The organism is Thalassobacter sp. (assembly GCF_982993085.1).
Window position 1 is genome coordinate 17,474 of sequence record NZ_CEZFMW010000001.1, and the last position, 22,215, is coordinate 39,688.

The 22,215-nt window shown below is 56.3% G+C and carries 18 protein-coding genes; 10 read left to right on the forward strand and 8 right to left on the reverse strand.

What is annotated here, in order from left to right; translation table 11 throughout:
• Positions 1-54 precede the first annotated feature (54 nt).
• The 3 genes from uxuA to AC4GMC_RS00085 all read right to left on the reverse strand — a co-directional run bounded on the left by uxuA (position 55) and on the right by AC4GMC_RS00085 (position 2,771).
• Complete coding sequence (gene uxuA, locus AC4GMC_RS00075) at positions 55-1,206, reverse strand: mannonate dehydratase (RefSeq protein WP_487875844.1); 1,152 nt, start codon at positions 1,204-1,206, stop codon at positions 55-57.
• 500 nt (positions 1,207-1,706) lie between these two features.
• Entirely contained in the window at positions 1,707-2,018 is a 312-nt protein-coding gene (locus AC4GMC_RS00080; protein WP_487875845.1) for a cupin domain-containing protein, read from the reverse strand.
• A gap of 9 nt (positions 2,019-2,027) precedes the next feature.
• Positions 2,028-2,771 carry an SDR family NAD(P)-dependent oxidoreductase gene (locus AC4GMC_RS00085; protein WP_487875846.1) on the reverse strand — a complete coding sequence of 248 codons (744 nt, stop codon included), beginning with the start codon at positions 2,769-2,771 and terminating at the stop codon, positions 2,028-2,030.
• Between the two features lie 333 nt (positions 2,772-3,104).
• Between AC4GMC_RS00085 and AC4GMC_RS00090 the strand changes: the two genes are divergently transcribed.
• The gene (locus AC4GMC_RS00090; protein ID WP_487875847.1) at positions 3,105-3,797 is read left to right on the forward strand and encodes a GntR family transcriptional regulator; all 693 of its coding nucleotides are present in this window, start codon (positions 3,105-3,107) and stop codon (positions 3,795-3,797) included.
• Between the two features lie 93 nt (positions 3,798-3,890).
• Here AC4GMC_RS00090 and AC4GMC_RS00095 read toward each other — a convergent pair whose 3' ends face one another.
• From AC4GMC_RS00095 to AC4GMC_RS00105, 3 genes are all read right to left on the reverse strand, one after another.
• The gene (locus AC4GMC_RS00095; protein ID WP_487875848.1) at positions 3,891-4,922 is read right to left on the reverse strand and encodes a phosphotransferase family protein; all 1,032 of its coding nucleotides are present in this window, start codon (positions 4,920-4,922) and stop codon (positions 3,891-3,893) included.
• A 133-nt stretch (positions 4,923-5,055) separates the two neighbouring features.
• Complete coding sequence (locus AC4GMC_RS00100) at positions 5,056-6,264, reverse strand: acyl-CoA dehydrogenase family protein (RefSeq protein WP_487875849.1); 1,209 nt, start codon at positions 6,262-6,264, stop codon at positions 5,056-5,058.
• 10 nt (positions 6,265-6,274) lie between these two features.
• Positions 6,275-7,048, reverse strand: coding sequence for an SDR family NAD(P)-dependent oxidoreductase (locus AC4GMC_RS00105; RefSeq protein WP_487878912.1), 774 nt, complete (start codon positions 7,046-7,048; stop codon positions 6,275-6,277).
• 185 nt (positions 7,049-7,233) lie between these two features.
• Between AC4GMC_RS00105 and AC4GMC_RS00110 the strand changes: the two genes are divergently transcribed.
• Positions 7,234-7,947, forward strand: coding sequence for a TetR/AcrR family transcriptional regulator (locus AC4GMC_RS00110; RefSeq protein WP_487875851.1), 714 nt, complete (start codon positions 7,234-7,236; stop codon positions 7,945-7,947).
• 131 nt (positions 7,948-8,078) lie between these two features.
• On the opposite strand, the gene AC4GMC_RS00115 is transcribed toward AC4GMC_RS00110, so the two are convergent.
• A complete protein-coding gene (locus AC4GMC_RS00115; RefSeq protein WP_487875852.1) occupies positions 8,079-8,357 on the reverse strand; it encodes a hypothetical protein in 279 nt (92 codons plus the stop codon).
• A gap of 25 nt (positions 8,358-8,382) precedes the next feature.
• Here AC4GMC_RS00115 and AC4GMC_RS00120 point away from each other — a divergent pair, with 25 nt between their 5' ends.
• From AC4GMC_RS00120 to AC4GMC_RS00155, 8 genes are all read left to right on the forward strand, one after another.
• Complete coding sequence (locus AC4GMC_RS00120) at positions 8,383-8,868, forward strand: (2Fe-2S)-binding protein (RefSeq protein WP_487875853.1); 486 nt, start codon at positions 8,383-8,385, stop codon at positions 8,866-8,868.
• Between the two features lie 12 nt (positions 8,869-8,880).
• On the forward strand, positions 8,881-11,253 hold the full coding sequence (locus AC4GMC_RS00125) for a xanthine dehydrogenase family protein molybdopterin-binding subunit (RefSeq protein ID WP_487875854.1): 2,373 nt from the start codon (positions 8,881-8,883) through the stop codon (positions 11,251-11,253).
• A gap of 15 nt (positions 11,254-11,268) precedes the next feature.
• The gene (locus AC4GMC_RS00130) at positions 11,269-12,051 is read left to right on the forward strand and encodes an FAD binding domain-containing protein (RefSeq protein WP_487875855.1); all 783 of its coding nucleotides are present in this window, start codon (positions 11,269-11,271) and stop codon (positions 12,049-12,051) included.
• Between the two features lie 330 nt (positions 12,052-12,381).
• A complete protein-coding gene (locus tag AC4GMC_RS00135) occupies positions 12,382-13,962 on the forward strand; it encodes an ABC transporter substrate-binding protein (RefSeq protein ID WP_487875856.1) in 1,581 nt (526 codons plus the stop codon).
• Positions 13,963-14,036: 74 nt separating this feature from the next.
• Entirely contained in the window at positions 14,037-15,587 is a 1,551-nt protein-coding gene (locus AC4GMC_RS00140) for an ABC transporter substrate-binding protein (RefSeq protein WP_487875857.1), read from the forward strand.
• Between the two features lie 54 nt (positions 15,588-15,641).
• Positions 15,642-16,610 carry an ABC transporter permease gene (locus AC4GMC_RS00145; RefSeq protein WP_487875858.1) on the forward strand — a complete coding sequence of 323 codons (969 nt, stop codon included), beginning with the start codon at positions 15,642-15,644 and terminating at the stop codon, positions 16,608-16,610.
• Entirely contained in the window at positions 16,607-17,512 is a 906-nt protein-coding gene (locus AC4GMC_RS00150; protein WP_487875859.1) for an ABC transporter permease, read from the forward strand. The genes AC4GMC_RS00145 and AC4GMC_RS00150 overlap by 4 nt, the downstream gene beginning before the upstream one ends.
• Positions 17,509-19,224 (forward strand): ABC transporter ATP-binding protein, encoded by a 1,716-nt coding sequence (locus AC4GMC_RS00155; RefSeq protein ID WP_487875860.1) that lies wholly within the window; start codon positions 17,509-17,511, stop codon positions 19,222-19,224. The genes AC4GMC_RS00150 and AC4GMC_RS00155 overlap by 4 nt, the downstream gene beginning before the upstream one ends.
• 72 nt (positions 19,225-19,296) lie before the next feature.
• On the opposite strand, the gene AC4GMC_RS00160 is transcribed toward AC4GMC_RS00155, so the two are convergent.
• Positions 19,297-22,035 carry a hypothetical protein gene (locus AC4GMC_RS00160; RefSeq protein ID WP_487875861.1) on the reverse strand — a complete coding sequence of 913 codons (2,739 nt, stop codon included), beginning with the start codon at positions 22,033-22,035 and terminating at the stop codon, positions 19,297-19,299.
• Between the last annotated feature and the right edge of the window lie 180 nt (positions 22,036-22,215).

Sequence of the window (22,215 nt, forward strand, 5' to 3'; positions counted from 1 at the left end):
GTCGTGTGTCGACTTCAAACTTAGGATTTAATCGACTAGTATACCAGTGGGAAATCAGTGCTTCAGCGCTGCGATGATCCCGCGCAACTCAGCCAACCCTCTTAAACGCCCGATAAGAGTATAGCCTGGTTGTGTTTTCGTCCTCGCATCCGACAAAAGCGCATGACCATGGTCTGCGCGAAACGGAATGTCTACACCGCGCGTGCGTTCGGCCTTGAGCAGTGCGTCGATGACGCTGACCATATCGACATCACCGGTCAAGTGGGCCGCTTCGCTGAAAGATCCGTCAGGGAACTTGGAGACATTGCGCAAATGAACAAAGTGAATTCTGTCGCCAAATGTGCGAGCGATTTCCGCGACATCATTGTCAGGCGCGGATCCGAGCGAGCCGGCACACAACGTGAGCCCATTGGCCTGATCAGGATGTGCCTGCATGATCCACTCAATGTCGGATTTGTGCGACACAATTCGTGGCAAGCCGAGAATGTCACGAGGTGGATCATCGGGATGGATGCACATGCAGATGCCAAGGTCCGCCGCGGTTGGGACAACCTCGGCCAAGAACCGAGCGAGGTTCGCGCGTAGATCGGTGTGCGATAGCCCGTGGTAAGACTTCAAAACATCGCGCAGGCCTTTGATGTCATATTTGTCGTATGCCCCCGGAAGCCCAGACATAATTGCGTGCAATAGATCTGTTTGGTCGCTTTCCGACGCCGATTCGAACCATACGCGCCCTTCGCTGATCGCTTCGGGGTGGTAGTCATTGTGTGCGCCTTCACGGCCAAGCATATGGATCTCAAAAGCTGCCATCTTGGCCGCGGAAAAATGCAAACACGTCCCGCCACGCGCGACAGGTGCTGTTAGATCCGTCCGTGTCCAATCAAGGATAGGCATAAAGTTATAACAAACGGTTGTGATACCTTCGGCGGCCAAGTTGGCGAGTGATTGGCGATAATTTGCAAATAAGCGGCTCAGATCGCCAGATCCGCGCTTGATGTCTTCATGGACGGGCAGGCTTTCGACGACATCCCACGTGAACCCGGCCGCAGCAATTTCATCGCGACGTTTTGAAATTTCACCGCGTGACCAAACCTCCCCGTAGGGGATTGCGTGAAGGGCGCTGACAATACCTGCGGCTCCGGTCTGTGCGACCTCATTGAGTGAGATAGGGTCGAATTCACCGAACCATCGCCATGTTTCTTGCATCTTTTTGGTCCTTCTTAGACGTCTTTGGACGATGTGGTGTCTATGTTTACCCGTGCCCCGCAGCCCTGAACGACGGGGCCGCATGAACTGCGTGCCCGTGTGCTGCTGTTTGGCAATGGATGTATGTCTGTGTAACCCGTTACGATCGCTGGATGAAAGCTATCGCTTGTAGCGGTGGTGTCTACCACGTTTTCGATTGGGGCGATGGGAACCGTCCCGTCATCTGTGGGAGTTACTGCGCGCTTCAATGGATCGATATCTGCGGTAAACTGACGTGCTGCTGACCGGCCATGCCAACTGCAAAAGGGGTCATCAATTTTTGCACCCGTGATTGTAGTGGGGAATTGATCTCATGTTGCAATAGGCCGGGTCTGACCCGCTCGGAATATCAAGCCGTGTTAAAGCTACCGCTGGTGAATCCTAGCTTGTTTGTCCCCGCATCGTCCTGCGGGGACATCTTGGTCCGGAATTCGCCGATAGATAGAATGCGCATACCGCTTCTACAGAAAGTCGTCGCGCCGCGGCGTGAAGCAATCGATTAACGTACCCGGTTCAAGGCAAACGCAGCCATGCGTTTGGCCAGAGGGTATAACGAAACTATCACCGGGGCCGACGTCCTTTTCGATTTCCCCCAAGGTGAACCGGAAGCGGCCCGCCTCTACGTAGGTTGATTGGACGTGAGGATGGTTGTGCAGGGCGCCAGTCGCGCCAATTTCAGCAAACCGAAACGCCACAACCATCATATCGGGATGATCAGAGAGAACCTGACGTGTCACGTTCTCGCCGGTCGAAACTATGGGGAAATCGTTCATCTATGATCCTTAGCTAAACAGCATACCGCCGTTGATATCGATATTTGTGCCCGTCAAGAACGCACTGTCATCGCAAGCAAGAAACAGCACAGTGTTGGCGGCATCTTCGACAGTGCCTTGGCGTTTCAACGGGGCGTTGGCTTCATACCCGCGACGACCTGCGTCGGGCGTGTGGATGTTGTGAAAATCTGTGTCGATCATGCCGGGGCACAACGCATTGACGCGGACATTGGGCCCAAGTTCTTTTGCGAGGCCGCGTGTCATGGTGACAATCGCGCCCTTGGATGATGCATAGGCGACGGAACCGGGGCCACCACCATCGCGGGCCGCTTGACTGGCGAGGTTAACAATGGCGCCAGATTTAATATGCTCAAGGCATGCTTTGGTCATCATGAACGTGCTGGTCAGGTTAAGCGACATGACCGCATTCCAATGCGCCAAATCCATCTCGGCCAAGGTTTTGCGTGCGATCAATCCGCCCGCGTTGTTCACCAAAATGTCGAGGCCACCAAAAGTGTCGACTGTTTTACTCACCAGATTGTCGACGTCCGCTTGAGTGTTGAGATCGCCTTGAACGGCAAACGCGTTGCCGCCCGCTGCTTTGATTTTGGCGACAACCGCATCCGCGCCAGTTGAACTGGCAAAGTAGTTCACGGCAACGTTTGCGCCTTCAGCGGCCAGTTTAAGCGCGACTGCTGCGCCGATATCACGGCCGCCGCCGGTAACGATTGCGGTTTTTCCTGCGAGTTTCATCAGTTTTCTTTCTACTTAGTATGGCCGCACAATCGCGACACGGGCTCTCAGATTTATGTGAGCGACTTGGCCGGCGGGTGCCTTTGAAGCCGCGTGTGCAGGGCCGTTTCGGATGTCACCGTGCCGTTTGACGATGCCTCATCGTCTCAATTTGCCAGAATCGGCCGCCCCTGATAATTAGCATACTAGTATTTTTGTGTGTAGGGTATGCCCTAGACATCTGTATTCTATCACTCCAAGGAGTGCTGGGCGCTTATTTTACGTGTCGGCCGATCTGTGTCAGTGCCCCCGGGCCGACGGAATTTTGCGAACGGACTAAGAGAAGGCAGTGGCATGGCGAATTTATCTAAACTGACTGAGCGGCGTACCAGCGTCGATGAAGTCTTCGACTATCTTCACAATGAGATTGCGACGCTAAAGCTGCTGCCCGGTGACAAACTGTCCGAAGCTGACATGGCCGCAAAATTTGGTATCTCACGCCAGCCCGTGCGCGACGCCTTTAGTCGTTTGGCGAATATGGATTTGTTATTGATCCGTCCGCAGCGGGCGACCGAGGTGAAAAGGTTCTCGATGAGAGAAATCGAAAAATCACGATTTGTGCGTGCAGCGGTTGAAAACGAAGTGCTGGGCCGGGCCGCTGAGAAATGCGATCATGAGGGAGCTGCCAAATTGGACGCGGCGCTAAAGCTGCAGGAACGCGCGATCCAAGAGCATGATGTGGATGGTTTTGGGCGCCTTGACTACGAATTCCACGAAACGCTTTGTGAAATTGCAGGTGCGGATTTCGCGTTTGATGTGATTATGAAAGAAAAAGCCAAAGTTGACCGGCTGTGCCGTCTTGGGCTGTCCAAAGAACAGCGAATGCCAGAACTTTTGAATGATCACCAAAAGATCGCAGAGGCAGTCAAAGCGCATGACGCCAAAAGCGCTATTCAAGCAGGGCGGGCACACCTGTCCCGGCTGGATGAAACGATCAAAGGAATTATCAGCACAAATGCCAGCTACTTTGAACCGCTGGGTGGCTAGCGCGCGTTTGGTTATTCTGACGTCGGTTCTGGCGCTTTGGCCGTGCGTGAGCACGCGTGTTGCAATGCTCGATAGATCATCTGTCGCCTAAAGCTAAGTTTCCTGCTGCAGAGCTGGATGCGGCGCTTTGATTACATCGACAGCGCGATTGGCGAATTTCTCTGCTAATGGGGACAGATCGGATGCGTCGCGCGCGGCGGCGTTTCCGGCGCGTGCTCGGTCTGCAATACCGACAAAAATCACTGCAAATCGGAAGAGTGCGAACGCTACGTGGAACGGTTCAAGCTTTGCCGTTGGGCCTGCGTGGTCATAATACTCAGCAACAAATTGGTCCATCGACGGAATGCCGCTTTGCTCCCATGGCGTCCCGAGGATGCCCCCGTATTCATCAGGTGCCGTTAGCCATGGCATCACGCAATAGCCTAGATCAGCAAGTGGATGACCAAGGGTCGAGAGCTCCCAATCCATGACGGCGATGACACGTGGTTCGGTCGGGTGAAACATCAGGTTTCCAAGTCGATAATCACCATGCGCGAGAGAGATTGTATTGTCATCAGCGGGTAAGTTATGTGGAAGCCAGTCCATAAGGTCGTCCAAGGCCGCAATGCGTGGTCCTTGCGATTGGTTGTATTGGTGTGACCACCGCGCGATTTGCCGTTCAAAGTAATTCCCCGGTTTACCAAAATCCCCCAGCCCGATTTCCTTGGGGCGTAGGGCGTGCATCTGGGCCATCGTGCGGGCCATGCTTAGATACATGGCCTGACGGTGCTCCGCCGATATGCCAGGTAGGCTGCAATCTGAAAAAACCCGCCCCTCCAATCGTTCCATCACGTAGAACGGTGTGCCAAGTACGCCGAGATCCTCTTCTAACCACAGGGCCGTGGGCACGGGCACATCCGTTTTGGCAAGCGCGCGCAATACGCGGTATTCGCGTTCTACCGCGTGGGCGCCGGGCAGAATGGGGCCATCCGGTTTCTTGCGAAGAACCATGCGTTTGCTGCCGAATGTCACAAACCAAGTGGGGTTTGACTGACCGCCGCTGATGGGTTCGACGGTAAGGCCGTTTTCGTCCGGGAGTTTTAGCGAAAGCCACGCTGTCAGCGCATCAAGATCAGGAGTGTTCATTCAATGTTATCTCCTTGGCTGGATCGCGCGGAGGATGTCGTCGGTGTGTTCTTCGCTCAATCCAAATGCTCTCTGACACCGGAGCAGTTCAGTCACATGCATGCAGTGATATCTGTCAGGGATGAAAAAGCTTTCACTTCGCGGCGGGCTGCCATTTCCAAAAGCCCCTGTCCTCATCTTGTAGGTGACGGTTCAGGACCATCTGGTGCACCTCATCAGCGCCATCCACGAGCCGTGCCTGACGGGCGTAGCGGTAGATCCACTCAAGAACCGTATCGGTCGAGTAGCCGCGCGCTCCGTTGATCTGGATTGCGACATCGGCGGCCTTGTGCAACAGGTTTGCCACATGAATTTTTGCCATCGACACTTCCTTTTTCGCAAAGCTGCCTTGATCGATGGCCCACGCCGCCTTCATCACCAAAAGGCGCCCCATTTCGATCTGCATCGCCAGATCGCCTAGCTTGATCTGGATGCTTTCACGGTCCGACAAGCGCACTCCAAATCCATGCCGGTTCTGAGCGTAATCGCTGGCAATTTCCGCACAACGCTTGGCGAGGCCCAGCCACCGCATGCAGTGGGTCAGGCGCGCAGGCCCCAGACGCATTTGCGTCAGTTTTAGCCCCAACCCTTCACCCAATAAGACACGATCTGCGGGCAATTCCATGTTGTCGTAAACGATTTCACAATGGCCGCCGTGCTCTTCGGGACCCATGATGCCGATGCGGCGTTCAATGCGCCAATTGGCTTCGTCTTTGTGGTGCAGAAAAGCAGTCAAGCCGCGGCGTGGATCATCCGAGGTCCGCGCAAGCGTGATGAAGTGACTTGCGTCTGCGGCGCCGGTGATGAACCATTTCCGCCCCTTCAGCACATATGTGTCGCCTTTGCGGGTCGCAGTCGTCAACATCATGCCGGGATCAGATCCACCACCGGGATGCGGTTCGGTCATCGCAAAGGAGGAACTGACGTCGCCCGCAACAATCGGGGCAAGCCATCGCTCTTGTTGCGCCTTGGTCGCTGCTTTTTCGAGGACCATCATGTTGCCGTCATCCGGTGCTGCGGAATTAAAGACAACCGGGCCAAAAATGGATCGGTTCATTTCCTCATAGCAAACCGCCATGCCGGTTTTGTCCAAGCCTTGCCCGCCGGTTTCTTTCTTCAGCTGTAGGCACCATAGCCCCTCGGCTTTCGCTTTTGCCCGCAAGGGGGCTAGCGCCGGCAAGCCGATGTTTCCGTGTTCGTCCCAATTGGTCCGATCACTTTCAACCGGCAGAACTTCGCGCTCAACAAACCGTGCGACACGGGCGCGGAGGTATTCCAGTTCGGGTGAGATCGTAAAATCCATAGCGTTTTCCCTAAAGAGAGGAGCAGAGATGGCCGCCATCGGCCACGACATCTGAGCCGGTCATAAACCGCCCCATGTCCGAGGCCAGAAGCAAAAGTGGCCCGTCAAGGTCTTGCGGCTGGCCCAATCGGCGCTGTGGCACCCGCTTGATCAGCGCTTGGCCTGCATCGGTCGCGAAAAAATCGCGATTGAGGTCGGTCTCGATGTATCCAGGGCTAAGGGCGTTGACGCGAATGCCGTAGCGCGCCCATTCGAGTGCAAGCGAACGCGTCAGCTGTAGCACCCCACCTTTTGAGGCCGCGTAGGCCGACGCGTGGCCCGCAACGCGGCTGCCAAGAATGGACGCCACGTTAATAATTGAGCCGCCCTTTTCGCGTGAAATCATGCCCTTTGCGGCGGCTTGGGCCACGTAAAAAACGCCTTTGAGATTTGTATCTAGAATGGCGTCGATATCTGCCGGCTCGTGGCCAAGCGATGAGGCAGAGCGTGTCGTGCCCGCGTTGTTCACTACGATATCCAGCGACAGGCCATCCAATGCCGATTGGACGGACTGAGCGGATGCAACGTCCATTTCGAGGGCAGTGGCGGCCCCACCGTGATCGATGATTTCGGATGCCAGCGCCTCTACCTTGTCGCGCCTGCGTGCGGCGATAACGACATGTGCGCCTTGGTTCGCCAGCAGCCGGGCAAAGTGCATGCCCAGCCCAGAGGATGCTCCGGTCACCAGAGCCGTGGCGCCCTTGATCCCCGATGCCAAAAACATTGAGCTATTATTTAGTGACACGCCGCAGTCCTCCCAAACCAACGGAATACCCGAGCATCGCGCCAAGGTTGCTGCATGTCAATCGAGCGTTCGCTCGATTTTTGGCGACCTAGTGCCTATTTTTTCTTTGATTTTCGGTTTATCCAAAGGCGCAGCTGGTCTGATGACGACACTCAAGGAGTGGTTTTTTTGAGAAGGGGCCTTTGATGGAAGCCGAGAAGTCATTTGATCATGAAGCCCTGTGCCGGTCGATCCTTGAGCACAACAGTGAGACGATTTCGATCCGCAATCCCGAGATCGCGATCAAGAAGCTGACGGTCATTATTGATGCGGCTTTGCGCTTGTCGAATAAAAAGGGATTTCAGGCAATGTCTCTTCGGGATCTGAGCAAAGAATCCGGCATCTCGATGGGCGGGCTTTATGCCTATTTTGATACCAAGACGACGCTTTTGGGAATGATCCTTGGTGAAGTCACCCGCGCCGTGGAACGTGAACTATCAAACCCACCGCAAGAGGTCGCGCAAGACCCGATTGTCCATCTGAACTGGCTGATCGAACACCACATTCGGCTTACGGAAAGAATGTTGCCGTGGTTTGTATTCGCGTTCATGGAAGCCAAGAGTTTTCCGCCGGCGGAGCGGCGCATGGCTACGCAGAGCGAAGAGCTGACGGAGCGCTACTTTTCAGAAGTCTGCGAGCGCGCGCATTGCCAAGGATTGTTGCGCCCTGGTGTGCCCAAAATATTCCCGGTGCTCATTAAGCCATTGATCCAAGATTGGTACGTTAAGCGGCAAAAGTATCGCCGCCGTGTGATCAATCTTCGGACCTATGTTGCGTCGGTCCAAGCTATTGTAACGGCAATGACCGTGCCCGGTGCCAGGGCGCCGCAGCCGAGCGATTCTGAAGTCTTTTATGATTAGTCAACCGTCTCGGATTTGGGTGCTTGCTCTGACGAAGCGGTGGTGTTTCTGCGCCGGGACTGCGCGTGTTTTTGAACGGGGCGCATGACGGCAGAATTCGTAGGTTTCTCTACTCGTGTGGGATTTGAGCTTTATTCGTCACTTGGCAATTCAGCTGCGCGGGTAAACGCAATTCCAACATCTGCCGCGGTGTAATTTCGCCCAGCCGCGTAGCCTTCTAAAAGAGCGCGCGCAAATTTGCGAAACTTGACAGTTGGATCATCGATGGGTTTGCTACCCAAGTGACAGACCAGTGACTTAACGTTTTTCAAGATTTCGTGGGCATCCAGCCTGCTTAAAAACAGCGCGCCGCAATCGTCAGAGACCTGAAAAATCAGGCCAATCGATTGCTCGGCTCGGCGCAAAGACACGACAGATGTTCTTAGGGAGGACAGAATGACAAAAATAACCATGACGGTGAATGGCAAGGCCGTCTCAGGGGACGTAGAGGGGCGCACACTGTTGTCCGCCTTTCTGCGCGAAGATCAGGGCCTGACTGGGACCCACGTTGGCTGTGACACGTCGCAGTGTGGTGCATGCGTGGTGCATGTGGACGGCAAGGCGGTTAAATCCTGCACAATGTTTGCGAGAGAAGCAAACGGTGCCGCAGTCGACACCGTTGAGGGACAGACCAACGCGGATGGGTCGCTCAACGTCATCCAGCAGGCGTTCCAAGATCACCACGGCTTGCAGTGCGGTTTCTGCACCCCGGGCATGGTGATGTCGGCGGCAGCCCTTCTTAAGGAAAACCCGACGCCCACAGAGGCCGAAGTCCGCGAGTACCTAGAAGGCAACATCTGCCGCTGCACCGGATATCACAACATTGTCAAAGCTATCATGGCCGCCTCTGGGCAGGACGTGACCGCTATCGCTGCCGAATAGGGAGAAGACATTATGCCAAGAGATACAGGGATTGGCGCCGCCACCGTGCGCCGCGAAGACGTCCGCTTCCTCACCGGGACGGGCGAATATACCGACGATATTGTTCTCGCAAAGCAGACCTACGCGGTCTTTGCCCGCTCGACCGTGGCCCGTGGCAAAATCAAGTCCATCGACACGTCTGCCGCCGCGCAGATGCCCGGCGTTCTGGCCGTTTTCACAGGTGACGATTTCGTCGATGTCGGCGGTAATCCCGCCGGTTGGTTGATCAACTCTCGCGATGGCGAGCCGATGAAAGAACCCAAACGACCCGTTTTGGCCCATGGCAAAGTGCGCCATGTGGGCGATGCCTATGCGGCCGTGATCGCCGAAACGGTTGAGCAAGCCCGCGACGCGGTTGAAGCCATTGAGGCTGATATCGAAGAACTGCCCGCCATCATTGACATGAATGCGGCACTCTCCAGCAGCACATTCGTGCATGATGAGATCGAGACGAACCAGTGTTTTGACTGGGGCTGGATCGAAGACAATCGTGAGGCGACAGATACCGCGATCAAGAACGCGCATCACGTCACCACGCTGGAGCTGGTCAATAACCGACTGGTGCCCAACGCGATGGAGCCGCGCGCCTCAATCGGTAGCTACAAGGCCAGCACGGGTGAATACACGCTGCACACGACTTCGCAGAACCCACATTTGACCCGGCTTTTGATCTCCGCTTTTGTTTTGGGAATCCCGGAAAACATGCTGACGGTGATTGCGCCCGATGTGGGCGGTGGCTTTGGGTCCAAGATCTATCACTATGGTGAAGAAGCACTGGTATTGGCCGCGGCCAAGCAGGTCGGCCGCCCCGTCAAGTGGACAGCTGATCGGACGGAATCCTTCCTGACGGATGCCCACGGTCGCGACCACGTCACCAAGATCGAACTGGCTCTGGACGCAGAGGGCAATTTCCTTGCGTTCCGCACCGACACAAAGGCCAACGTAGGGGCCTATCTGTCCAACTTCTCAACGGCGACGCCCACGTTCCTGCACGGCACGCTGATGGGGGGGAACTACACGGTTCCCTTGGTCTATGTGAACGTCAAAGCCGTGTTCACAAACACCGCCCCTGTGGATGCTTATCGCGGGGCCGGGCGGCCCGAGGCGACGTATTCCATCGAACGGGTCATCGACAAAGCCGCGCGCGAATTGGGCATGGACCCGATCGAACTGCGCCGCAAAAACTTCGTGAAACCGGACCAGTATCCATACGCTTCTGCGGCAGGTCTGGAATACGACGCGGGCAATTACGATGCGCTGATGGACAAGATGGAAGAGGTTGCAGACCTGTCTGGGTTTGCGGCCCGCCGCAAGGCGAGCGAAGCCAAGGGTATGATGCGCGGTCTCGGCGTGAACGCCTACATTGAGGCATGCGGGATCGCTCCGTCGAACCTTGTGGGGGTGTTGGGTTCCCGCGTGGGGCTGTATGATGCGGCTACAGTGCGGGTCAACGCAACGGGTAACATCAGTGTTATGGTCGGCGCACACAGCCACGGCCAAGGCCATGAAACCGCATTTCCACAGGTGGTGTCCGATATGCTGGGCATTGATGCCAGCACCATCGATATCGTCCATGGCGACACCTCCAAGATCCCTTTTGGCATGGGCACGTACGGCTCTCGCAGCCTTGCGGTGTGTGGCTCCGCGGTGGTCCGTGCGACCGAAAAGATCATTGTCAAAGCCAAAAAGATCGCGGCGCACATGCTCGAAGTGACCGATCAGGACATCTCGTTGAACGATGGTGTGTTCTCGGTTGAGGGCACGAACAAATCCGTAACCTTTGGTGAAGTCGCGCTCAAGGCGTACATTCCCCATGACTATCCGCTCGAAAGCATTGAGCCAGGGCTTGAGGAAACTGCGTTCTACGACCCGGCGAACTTCACATACCCCTCAGGCGCCTATGCCTGCGAGGTGGAAGTAGACCCGGAGACAGGCAAAGTCCGGGTGGACCGGATGTGCGCCGTTGACGACTTTGGCAATGTTATCAATCCGATGATCGTGACTGGTCAGGTGCATGGCGGTCTGGCGCAGGGCATCGGGCAGGCACTGGTTGAGCAGACATTCTACGATGAATACGGCCAACTGCTTAGCGCGTCGTATATGGACTACACCATGCCTCGGGCTGATGATTTGCCGATGTTCCAAGTGGATCACAGCCAAGGCACGCCCTGTGTGCACAACCCGCTTGGCGTGAAAGGCTGTGGTGAGGCCGGAGCGATCGGCTCGCCACCGACTGTGGTGAATGCCGTCGTGGATGCCCTTCAATCGGGTGGCCACAACATCACCCATATCGACATGCCCGTCACGCCCGTGCGCGTGTGGGAAGCCATGCAGAACGCCAAATAAGAGAGGAGGCTTCAGATGTATAATTTCGACGTAGTAACACCGAGCACAATTGCGGAAGCCGCCGCAGCGATGGCCGGGGATGAGGCGCAAGCGCTCGGTGGGGGGCAGACACTGATCCCCACCCTCAAGCAGCGCCTCGCGAGCCCGAACACGCTGGTCTCTTTGTCGGGCGTGTCCGAGATGCAAGGCATCACCAAAGATGGCGACACGCTGCGGATTGGCGGGGCCACGACCCACCATGCTGTGGCTTCGGATGGTCGTTTTCCGGGGCTGTCCGGACTGGCAGGGCAAATTGGTGATCCGGCGGTTCGCAACCGTGGCACCATTGGTGGCAGTCTTGCCAACAATGACCCGGCGGCCTGCTATCCCGCGGCTGCTTTGGCAAGCGGCGCAACCATCATCACCAACACGCGTGAGATTGCTGCGGATGACTACTTCCAAGGCATGTTCGAGACGGCACTGGAAGAGGGTGAGATCATCACCGCTGTGTCCTTTCCGATCCCGCAAGCGGCGAATTACCAAAAGTTCGTCCAGCCTGCCTCACGCTTTGCTTTGGTCGGCGTGTTTGTGGCCAAATATGCCGACGGCGTGCGTGTCGCGGTGACAGGGGCTTCGAACGACGGTGTGTTCCGCTGGACCGAAGCGGAGGAGGCCCTGAGCCGTGATTTCAGCGCAGCGGCACTTGAGGGGCTGAATGTCTCAGAGGATGACATGATCTCAGATCTGCATGGCACGGCACGATACCGTGCGCATCTGATCAAGGTCATCACGGGACGTGCGGTGACTGCCGCAAGCTAGGTCTTTTCACAACACTATGACAAAGGGCGGAGCAATCGTTCCGCCCTTTTTCGTTGCAAAACCTATGCGGCCGCGCGCTGGGCTGTGCGCAGAGATGGCTAGTACGGCGGCAACCGCACCTCCTTGTTGCGGCGATCTGTTTGGGACTGTTTTTGAGCAAGTCTGCGTCACGGCGCTTGTTCTCAAAGCACCAAGGACCGAGACTGATAGGTCTTGCAAATCCAAGCGGGAAAAACGCACGCTTACCCTTGGCAATTCCGCGCTCCCATGATGAGGTGAACCACCGCCCCTGCGACGTCAGAGGGGCACGACACACTCAGGGAGTTTTCTATGACCAAGTTGACAGGCTTGATGGCCATTGCCGCGCTGCTGTCCACAACAGCGGTTGCTTCAGCGGAGACCCTTCGTTGGGCACGTGCGGGCGACGCGCTTACGTTGGACCCCCACGCACAAAACGAAGGCCCAACGCACACAATCCGACACCAAATGTACGAGCCTCTGCTTGTGCGCGACACTACGGGCGCGTTTGAGCCCGCTCTTGCGACCGAGTGGGCCCCCAGCGCATCCGATCCAAACGTCTGGATTTTTCAGCTGCGCCAAGGCGTGACTTTCCACGGCGGTGAAACATTCACGGCTGAGGACGTGGTTTTCTCGTTTGAACGCGCGAAGCAAGAAAACTCCGACATGAAAGAGCTGATCGGCTCGATCACCGAAGTTCGCGCCGTAGGCGAATATACCATTGAGATGGTAACCGACGGTCCAAACCCGATTCTGCCGTCCAACCTGACCAACCTGTTCATCATGGACAAAGGCTGGGCCGAGGCAAACAATACCGTCAACGTGCAGGATTTTGAGGGCGGTGAGATCACATACGCCACCACCAATGCCAACGGTACTGGGCCCTATGTCCTCACATCGCGTGAGCCTGATGTGCGCACGGTGATGACCCGGAACGAAAACTATTGGGGTCGGGATCAGTTCCCGATGGAGGTCTCTGAGATCATCTACACCCCAATCCAGAATGCGGCGACCCGCGTGGCGGCGTTGCTGTCGGGTGAGGTGAACTTCCTTCAGGACATGCCGGTTCAAGACCTTGTGCGTGTGAACGACGCAGATGGCTTGACCGTGAAAAAGGCCCCACAAAACCGTGTGATCTTTTTCGGTATGAACCAAGGCGCGGATGACATCGAAGCCGACAACATCGACGGCGCAAACCCGCTGGCCGATGTGCGCGTGCGCAAAGCGATGTCCATGGCAATCAACCGCGACGCCATCCAAACCGTCGTAATGCGTGGGCAGTCTGAGCCAGCAGGCATGATTGCACCGCCGTTCGTGAACGGTTGGACCGCTGAAATGGATGCCGAAAGCTCGACCAACGTCGAAATGGCGCGTTCGATGCTGGCCGAGGCTGGTTATGCCGATGGGTTCTCGATCCGTCTGGATTGCCCAAACGATCGCTACATCAACGATGAAGCCATCTGTCAGGCGGCGGTCGGTATGCTGGGTCAAATCGGCGTCACTGTGAACCTTGATGCCAAGCCCAAGGCGCAGCACTTCCCGCTGATCACCGACGGCAAGACCGACTTCTACATGCTGGGTTGGGGCGTGCCGACGTACGATTCCGAGTACATCTTTAACTTCCTCGTTCACGGCCGCGAAAGCGACATTGGCACATGGAACGGTACAGGCTTCGACAACGACGAAATCGACGCCAAAATCGCGAGCCTTTCGTCCAACACGGACCTTGCTGCGCGGAATGCTGACATCGCGGCCATCTGGCGTGTGGTTCAGGATGAGGCGCTTTATATCCCCGTCCACCACCAAGTGCTGAACTGGGGCATGGCCGAAGGCGTTGGTATCGACGTTGACGCCGAAGATCAGCCCAAAGTGAAATACTTCACAATGAACTAAACACATTGGGCTGCCCGCATCCGCGGGCGGCCCTTTTTTGGTCCGTGCAAAACGCTCAAGAAAGGGAAATTTAGATGTTCCGCTTGTCTACTGCTATCGCTTTGGTGCTGGCGCTGCCTGCCTCTGCCGAAGAGTTCAATTTCGCCGTTACCACGGATCCGCAAACGATGGACCCGCATGCGGTGAACTCCGCCCCGGTTCTTGGGTTTCTGAACAACGTTTACGAAGGCCTGGTGCGCCGCGGCAAAGACATGGCGATTGAGCCATCGCTCGCCACTAGCTGGTCGCCTATTGGTGATGGCGAAGGCTGGCGTTTTGTGTTGCGCCAAGGGGTGACGTTTCAGGACGGATCGGCCTTTGATGCGGATGATGTGATTTTCTCGTACGAGCGCGCCTCCTCCGAGCAGGCTGATACCTCAAGTTGGTTCGCCCCAGTGAGTGATGTGATCAAAGTGGACGACTTTACTGTCGACATCATGACCAGCGCGCCGAACCCTATTTTTCCAGACTCCATCGCCAACTGGATGATGATGGACAGCGGTTGGGCTGCGGCAAACAACGCCGAACGCCCCGACAAAGAACAAGGCAACTATGCTACGCTGAATGCCAATGGCACTGGCCCATTCCAAATCGCAGCGCGTCAGCCGGATCTGAGCACCGTGCTTGAGCCGCACGCCGGATGGTGGGATGAGGTGGAGCATAACCTCACGCGGGTCGAAATGACCCCGATCCAGAATTCCGCAACAGCGCTTGCTGCCCTTTTGTCGGGTGACGTTGATTTCATTAACCCTGTGCCCATTCAGGATGCCGCTCGGCTGCAAGGCAATCCAGATGTGCAGGTGATCCAAGGGATCGAGGCACGCGTCATAATGCTAGGGTTTGACCAGCAACCAGGTGCCGCCGAAAGCGGGCAGGGCGGATCGGATATGTTCCTAGATGCCCGCGCGCGTGAAGCCGTGGCCAAAGCGGTGAATGTACCGGCTATCTTGCAGACCATCATGCGCGGCAACGCCGAGGTGGCAAGCCAGTTGGTCAGCCCCGCAATGCGCGGCTATTCCGACGCGCAAGCCGCGCCCTATGCCTACGACCCGGACGCCGCACGTGCCTTGGCGGCTGAAGCGGGTCTGACAGGGCAAACGATCTCGCTCAAATGTCCGAATGATCGCTACCTGAACGACGAAGCCGTCTGCCAAGCCGTCACAGCCATGCTCGCGCAGGCGGGGATGGACGTGTCGCTGGATGCGATGCCCGTGTCTAACTATTGGCCTGAGCTGCGCGCTGACAACTTCGATATGTACCTACTTGGATGGTCGCCGGGCACGTTTGATGCCGAGCATCCCATTCGCTTCCTCGGCTCCACCCCAAATGAGGAAAAGCGTTTAGGCTCGTGGAACTTCGGGGCCTATTCGAATGATCGCATCGACACGCTTTTGCCGATGATCCAGTCCGAAATCGATGACACTGTCCGTCAGGGCATGCTCGACGAGGTCGCCAAAATCATGCAAGACGAGGTGGCCTACGTGCCGTTGTATGTGCAGCCCTTGGTTTGGGGCGCACGCGCGAACATCAACGTTACACAGCGCCCGGATAACTTCTTTATCCTGCGTTGGGTCACAGTTAACTAAGACCTCCCACACCCTCGGGCTTTGGCTCGGGGGTGTTGTCCAAGAAAGACCTCTATGCTCTCTTTTATTGTCAAACGCGTCGGGCAATCTGTCTTGGTGCTTCTGGTTACGGGCCTTGTGGCGTTCTCGATGTTTACTTTCGTCGGGGACCCCATCGACAACATGCTGGGCCAAGAACGCACGATGGAGGACGTTGAGCGTCTGCGTGCGCAGCTTGGTCTCGATAAGCCGTTTGTTGTTCAGTACTTCCGCTTTCTTGAACAAGCGGCGCAAGGGAACTTTGGTATATCGTACCGCCAAGGCCGTCCCGTCGCTGAAATCTTGATGGAGCGCGCACCTGCCACGCTGGAACTGGCCGCGGTGTCGGGGGTGTTGGCTATTGCGATGGGCATCGCTTTGGGCGTTTTCACTGCGATCCGCCGCAATGGGGTTGCAGCCAATCTGATCATGTCCATCTCTCTGATCGGGGTGTCGCTGCCGACCTTTTTGATCGGCATTCTGTTGATTTATCTTTTTAGCGTTGAGCTGGGTTGGTTGCCGAGCTTTGGTCGCGGTGAGACGGTCCAAATTGGCGGCTGGTCTACGGGCTTTTTAACGGAATCTGGGCTCAAGGCTTTGATCCTGCCGTCAATCACATTGGGCCTATATCAGATGACGCTGATCATGCGCTTGGTCCGCTCTGAGATGTTAGAGGTTCTGCGCCAAGACTACATCCGCTTTGCCCGCGCCCGAGGGCTTGGCGATCGGGTGGTCAATTTTCGTCACGCGCTCAAGAACACGATGGTGCCGGTAATTACGGTGATTGGCCTGCAACTTGGATCTATTATCGCCTTCGCGATAATTACCGAAACCGTGTTTCAGTGGCCCGGGGTGGGGCTGTTGTTTATCAACGCGATCCAGTTCGTCGATATCCCCGTTATGGCCGCCTATCTGATGCTGATTTCGGTGATGTTTGTGGCTATCAACCTTATTGTGGACATCTTGTACGCGATGATTGATCCGCGTTTGAGGGCAGCATCATGAACCGTTTTCTCGACAGTGACGTATTCTATGCGTTCCGGACCAGTCCTGTGGCGATTGTCTCGTTTTTCGTTACGGTCCTGATGGTCCTCGCGGCGGTCTTTGCGCCGCTGATTGCGACGACCAACCCCTTTGATCCGGCGAGTTTGAACCTGATGAATGGGTTCACCGCCCCAATGGAACCGAACGCCTTCACGGGCGAGAGCTTCTTTCTTGGCACCGATGATCAAGGTCGCGATGTGTTTTCGACCATTCTGTACGGCTTGCGCATTTCGCTCTTTGTGGGGGTTGCGGCTGTGATGTTGGCGATGGTGATCGGCATCTTTTTGGGCCTTCTGAGCGGCTATGTCGGCGGCTGGACCGAGACGATCATCATGCGCGCAGCAGATGTGCAGCTGACCTTTCCATCCATTCTTGTGGCGATGCTGATCTTTGGTGTGGCCAAGGGCGTGACACCAGTGGAGTACCGCGATCAGATGGCAATCTGGGTGCTGATCCTTGCGATCGGCTTGTCGGATTGGGTCCAGTTCGCGCGTGTTGTGCGTGGGGCCACATTGGTCGAAAAGTCCAAGGACTACGTAGCCGCTGCGCGCCTCATCGGGCGGTCACCACTAACGATCATGATCCGGCACATCTTGCCTAACGTCCTGTCGCCTGTGCTGGTCATCGCGACGATTTCACTAGCGCTGGCTATTATAGCCGAGGCGACGCTTAGCTTTTTGGGTGTGGGCGCGCCGGCAACTCAGCCGTCGCTAGGCACATTGATCCGCATCGGCCAGGGCTTCTTGTTCTCGGGCGAATGGTGGATCCTTCTTTTTCCTGCATGCACATTGCTCGTTCTGGCGCTGGCCGTGAATCTGTTGGGCGACTGGCTGCGTGACGCTTTGAACCCGAGGCTACGATGACAGAACCTGTCCTATCCATACGTAACCTGACGGTTGAAATCCCTACACGCCGCGGATTGTTCAAACCGGTTCAGGGCGTGTCCTATGATATTCGGCCCGGTGAAATTCGGGGGGTCGTGGGCGAATCCGGTGCGGGTAAATCCATGACCGGTAACGCAGTGATTGGCCTGCTCGACCCGCCTGCGCGGGTTTCCGAGGGTGAAATTTGGCTAAACGGGCGGCGCATCGACCAGCTAGATGCGGAGCAAAAGCGCCGGATCCGGGGCGGCGAAATCGCCATGATCTTTCAGGATCCGCTGACCTCGCTCAACCCACTGTTCACCGTGGGCGAGCAGTTGGTTGAAACGATCCAATTGCATCTGGGGCTTTCATCGTCCGAGGCACAATCGCGTGCGATTGCGCTTTTGGACCGGGTGCGTATTCCCAACCCCGAGGAACGGTTTCACCAGTACCCCCACCAGTTTTCGGGCGGTATGCGGCAGCGTGTGGTTATCGCGTTGGCGCTGTGCTCTGAGCCGTCTGTTATCGTGGCCGATGAGCCGACAACCGCGCTGGACGTCAGTATTCAGGCGCAGGTGTTGGACCTGATCAAGGAACTCGCGCGCGAGCGTCAGGTTGGCGTCATCCTTGTCACCCATGATATGGGCGTGATTGCAGATACGACCGATGAGGTCACCGTGATGTATGAGGGTCGCGTGGTCGAGCAGGGCACGACCAGCCAAATCCTCGGCGCGCCGACGCATGAATATACCAAAAGCCTGATCGCCGCCGTGCCCCGTCCGCAGGTCAAACTGCACCGCTTTCCACAGGTCAGCTATGGTGGGCGAGAGACAGCGTTTAAGATCGAAGACTTGGCCCGCAACTGGGACCGTTCGACAGCGTCAAAATCCGGCACCCTCGTAGAGGTGAAAGGCCTGACCAAGCGGTTCTTGGCAAAGGGCTCAATCCTGCCGTCTCAGCGGCGCTATTTTACCGCTGTGGATGATGTCTCGTTCGACATCAAAGATGGTGAGGTGTTTGGCTTGGTGGGCGAGTCCGGGTCAGGCAAGTCCACTGTCGCGCGCATGCTTGCGACGCTTTATCCTGTCGATGGCGGCACCGTGACTTTCGATGGCGATGAGGTCACGGGCATGGATGCAAAGCAGCTTTCGGCCTATCGCAAACAAATCCAGATGATCTTTCAGGATCCGTTCTCATCCCTAAATCCGCGCATGTCGGTGGGGGATATCGTGGCCGAACCGCTTGCCCATCACAAACTGCTCAGCCGGGCTGAAATTGGCCCAAGGGTGCGGGAATTGCTGGACCGCGTCGGGCTGGCATCTGATGCGTATCGTAAATACCCGCATGAGTTTTCAGGTGGTCAACGCCAGCGTATTTCGATTGCGCGCGCGCTTGCGACACAGCCCCGGTTCCTGATTTGTGATGAACCGACTTCGGCGCTTGATGTATCTATCCAGGCGCAAATCCTAAATATCTTGAAGGATTTGCAGGAGCATTTGGGCCTTACGATGCTGTTTATCTCCCATGATTTGCCGGTGGTGCGCCAGATGTGCGACCGCGTCGGGGTGATGCGACAGGGCAAACTGGTTGAGGTGCAGGAAACGAGCGCGTTGTTTGAGGCCCCGAAATCGGATTACACCCGCGAGTTGTTGGATTTGATGCCGCGTCTTGAGCAGCTGTCCGAGGAGCAAATCGCAGAACTGCGCACCTGAAACGGGCTGCCTGCACAAGGCACAAATGGATGCCGACCTTGTGACCGGCATCCATCAGATTTTTACTGATATTCAAGCAAAGTAGAAATCATCGGCCGTCAGGAAACCGGTCACATCGTGCAGCATCGCGATTTTTGTATTGTCCAAGTTGACCAGTAATCCATCGTCGGTCTGTAGCTGGGTAATGTGGATGTTGTAGTTGTCAGGGTTCAGATCGAACCCGATCAAGCCCAACGCGTCTTCATCCAGCCCAAAGTCATAGACTTCGTTGTAGCCGATATCCTCTGCTGTGTCGGCACCATATCCCAACACGATCAAGTCCGAGCGGCCATCCGTTTGGTCTAATGCCACGCCGCTCAGGTCAAAGGTGTTTTCGCCTTTGCCGACCAGTGTGTTTTCAAAGATCGTGCCGTTGATCGTGGTGTTGGCATCGTTGATGGCGACTTCTTGGTACTCCATCAACAGTTCCGCATCGTACAGATTGACCGGCTTCATATCGCCTTTGATATAGTAGGCGACGTCGAAGCTGTCGGTCATGTTCACGCCGTTGGCCGAGACTTCACCACTGTTGCTTATCCAGCCTGCGCTGAGGGTGAGCGGAGAGGTCCCGCTCCAATCCAACAGGTTCAGGACGGTGGTCGTGTCTGCCCCGACCTCGTATTTCTCCTGTCCGTTGGTGACGGGGGGCGGGTTGCTGACGTCCTGCGGAATGGTGACACTGGGCAGGTCTTGACCGTATTTGTCGGGCTGAAGCCGCCAGCGCGGGCCGACCTCATACTCAGACCCGTCGTCTGTTAGGTCCGCTTGGAAAGGCTCACGGTCCATGGTCGTGTACCATGCTTTCGTAAAGCCATCGGTCAGGTCGCTGGACAGTGCGCCGATCTGCGACAGGGTTGATCCATCAGCCGCATCGATCAAGGAAAAGTCGCGCAGAACCGTCCCGATAGCCTCACCAGAGGGAGAGGTGTTGAGGTACCCAATCGGGTTGCCGCCCAGATCAAACACAACCGTCGATGTCGGTGTGTCCGACAGGTAGCTTTGCAGAAATGTGCCATCACCCGCGTAGACATTCTTGCGCGACACCCAAAGGACATTGTCCGCATCAAACGGATCGCGGACCTCAACGTAGTCAGGCAAAACGCCAATCGCGGCCTCGTTTTCAAAATCCTCGGGGCGGATTTGGTCGTTTGGGTTGTTGGTGACAGTGTGGTTCACCACCAACTCTGCGGCCGTGATTTGATAGAGTTGCAACAGGCCATCACCATCACTGTCGATAGTCCACTCATCGGGCAGGTCCATCTTGGCGTCGAGGCGCACATCATTGGGTCGCTTGATCGCATTACCCCACCGATAGAGCAGCTTGCCGTCGTCCTTTAGCGTGACGGAGTAGTCACTGCCCACGGCAATATCCGCGAGGATCGTGCTTTCGTTCGGGGCCAAAATATCCGAAATCCCAAAGACGCCAAAACCGTTCAGGTTGCCGTCCACGACATCAACAGTACCGTCATTGCCAATATCAACCATGGCGACATAGCGGCTTGTGCCCTCAAAATCCTGATAGCCCATGAAGGCGGAATATGCGTCTGCGGTGCCATCGCGATCAAAGTCGATGGACAGCGGCGTATCGGCATCTGCCTGTTCCAAGGCTGTCACGATTTCCTTAATGTAGAAGTCGTGCAGCACGTCCTGTTGCAGCCGACCGTTTGGATCAAGGATTGGCTGGAAGGTGTCGTCGATCTGATAATCCACAATCCGCAGGTCGTCGTCTAACTGATAAAACCCCGTATCATCACCGGGAAAATCTTGTTCCGCTAGAATGTCTTGCATGACGGAGTAATGTTCGGTCGATGCTTTGACAAAGTTGCCCCCGATGCCCTCAAGCCATGTGCCAAGACGCGCGGGCGTCGAGAAGGTATCGGTGCGCGCATCGGCGACTGCGATGCCGTCACCACCGGGCAGCGTGCCTACGAAGCCTTCGCCAAAGTCGCCGTCCCAGACCTTTTGCTGCGCGCCGATAAAGTCATCGACATAAAAGCCGAATTCGCTGTCGATTGGGTTGATTGTAACCCCTTCCTTGGTGACCACTTGTGTGCTGAGGTCGAGGTTGCCGGGTCGATCGGCGAGGGTGGTGCCGTCAAACCCGACGGTTATGTCATCGACGTTGAACACATAGCTGGATTTGAATTGGACTGTGTCGGCATCCAAAAGCGAGACGTCGGGCGGCGTCGGCGCTGGTGCTGGTTTGTCGGACCCGCCATCCCCACCGCCTGAACCGTCGCCGTTTCCGCTGCCACCAGCGTTGGGGTTGCCTGAGCCGTCTCCGTTCCCGTTGCCGGGGCTAATCCCACCGGGGTTAGGATTGCCCGCGCCATTTCCGTTGCCGTTACCAGGATTGTTACCTCCGGGATTTGGGTTGCCTGTGCCGCCTTGTCCCGCCGCAGGATTGCCGCCTGCGCCGAAGCCAGAGTTGCCAGAACTGTTGGGATTGCCGCTTGTGCCCAATCCCGCCTGTTGAGCGGCGTCACTGGCGACTGTGCTGATGGCCTTGGGGCTTGCAGCCTGCGCAAAGACACCAGTCGCGGCACTAAGCGCAGAGGCGGCGCGTTCGTTACTGTCAGCCTCATTGGGTACGTCGATTACACTTAGATTACTGGCAAGAACTTCTGTGTCTAATTCCAATAGATCAGCCGCCGCGATCTGTTCGACGATATCTTCGATCAAAGCCTTTTGTCTGCCCAACGGTGTGACTGCTGCGCCAATCGCGCTTGGGATTGGGCCATTTGATGGTCGGCCTTTGCCAGAATTTGCCATCTAATCCTCCTAACATATGTCTTCAAAACGATGCCAAGGTAGCCCAAGCTCAGTATGCTTTCGCGTCGGGTTGCCTCGTCTTCAAATTTAAATATGTGAATGTGATCGAGTTGATTTTGATCAAGTGGTGGGGGTGTTTTGAACAAACATTGAGTAATTTGTACAAAATGCATCCGCAGA

Excerpts from the sequence above, each read along its gene's own strand:
- AC4GMC_RS00090 (WP_487875847.1), top strand. The coding sequence starts at position 3,105 with ATGGCGAATTTATCTAAACTGACTGAGCGGCGTACCAGCGTCGATGAA.
- AC4GMC_RS00080 (WP_487875845.1), bottom strand. The coding sequence starts at position 2,018 with ATGAACGATTTCCCCATAGTTTCGACCGGCGAGAACGTGACACGTCAG.
- AC4GMC_RS00110 (WP_487875851.1), top strand. The coding sequence starts at position 7,234 with ATGGAAGCCGAGAAGTCATTTGATCATGAAGCCCTGTGCCGGTCGATC.
- AC4GMC_RS00135 (WP_487875856.1), top strand. The coding sequence starts at position 12,382 with ATGACCAAGTTGACAGGCTTGATGGCCATTGCCGCGCTGCTGTCCACA.
- AC4GMC_RS00155 (WP_487875860.1), top strand. The coding sequence starts at position 17,509 with ATGACAGAACCTGTCCTATCCATACGTAACCTGACGGTTGAAATCCCT.
- AC4GMC_RS00085 (WP_487875846.1), bottom strand. The coding sequence starts at position 2,771 with ATGAAACTCGCAGGAAAAACCGCAATCGTTACCGGCGGCGGCCGTGAT.
- AC4GMC_RS00120 (WP_487875853.1), top strand. The coding sequence starts at position 8,383 with ATGACAAAAATAACCATGACGGTGAATGGCAAGGCCGTCTCAGGGGAC.
- AC4GMC_RS00100 (WP_487875849.1), bottom strand. The coding sequence starts at position 6,264 with ATGGATTTTACGATCTCACCCGAACTGGAATACCTCCGCGCCCGTGTC.
- AC4GMC_RS00095 (WP_487875848.1), bottom strand. The coding sequence starts at position 4,922 with ATGAACACTCCTGATCTTGATGCGCTGACAGCGTGGCTTTCGCTAAAA.
- AC4GMC_RS00160 (WP_487875861.1), bottom strand. The coding sequence starts at position 22,035 with ATGGCAAATTCTGGCAAAGGCCGACCATCAAATGGCCCAATCCCAAGC.
- AC4GMC_RS00140 (WP_487875857.1), top strand. The coding sequence starts at position 14,037 with ATGTTCCGCTTGTCTACTGCTATCGCTTTGGTGCTGGCGCTGCCTGCC.
- AC4GMC_RS00125 (WP_487875854.1), top strand. The coding sequence starts at position 8,881 with ATGCCAAGAGATACAGGGATTGGCGCCGCCACCGTGCGCCGCGAAGAC.
- AC4GMC_RS00145 (WP_487875858.1), top strand. The coding sequence starts at position 15,642 with ATGCTCTCTTTTATTGTCAAACGCGTCGGGCAATCTGTCTTGGTGCTT.
- AC4GMC_RS00150 (WP_487875859.1), top strand. The coding sequence starts at position 16,607 with ATGAACCGTTTTCTCGACAGTGACGTATTCTATGCGTTCCGGACCAGT.
- uxuA (WP_487875844.1), bottom strand. The coding sequence starts at position 1,206 with ATGCAAGAAACATGGCGATGGTTCGGTGAATTCGACCCTATCTCACTC.
- AC4GMC_RS00130 (WP_487875855.1), top strand. The coding sequence starts at position 11,269 with ATGTATAATTTCGACGTAGTAACACCGAGCACAATTGCGGAAGCCGCC.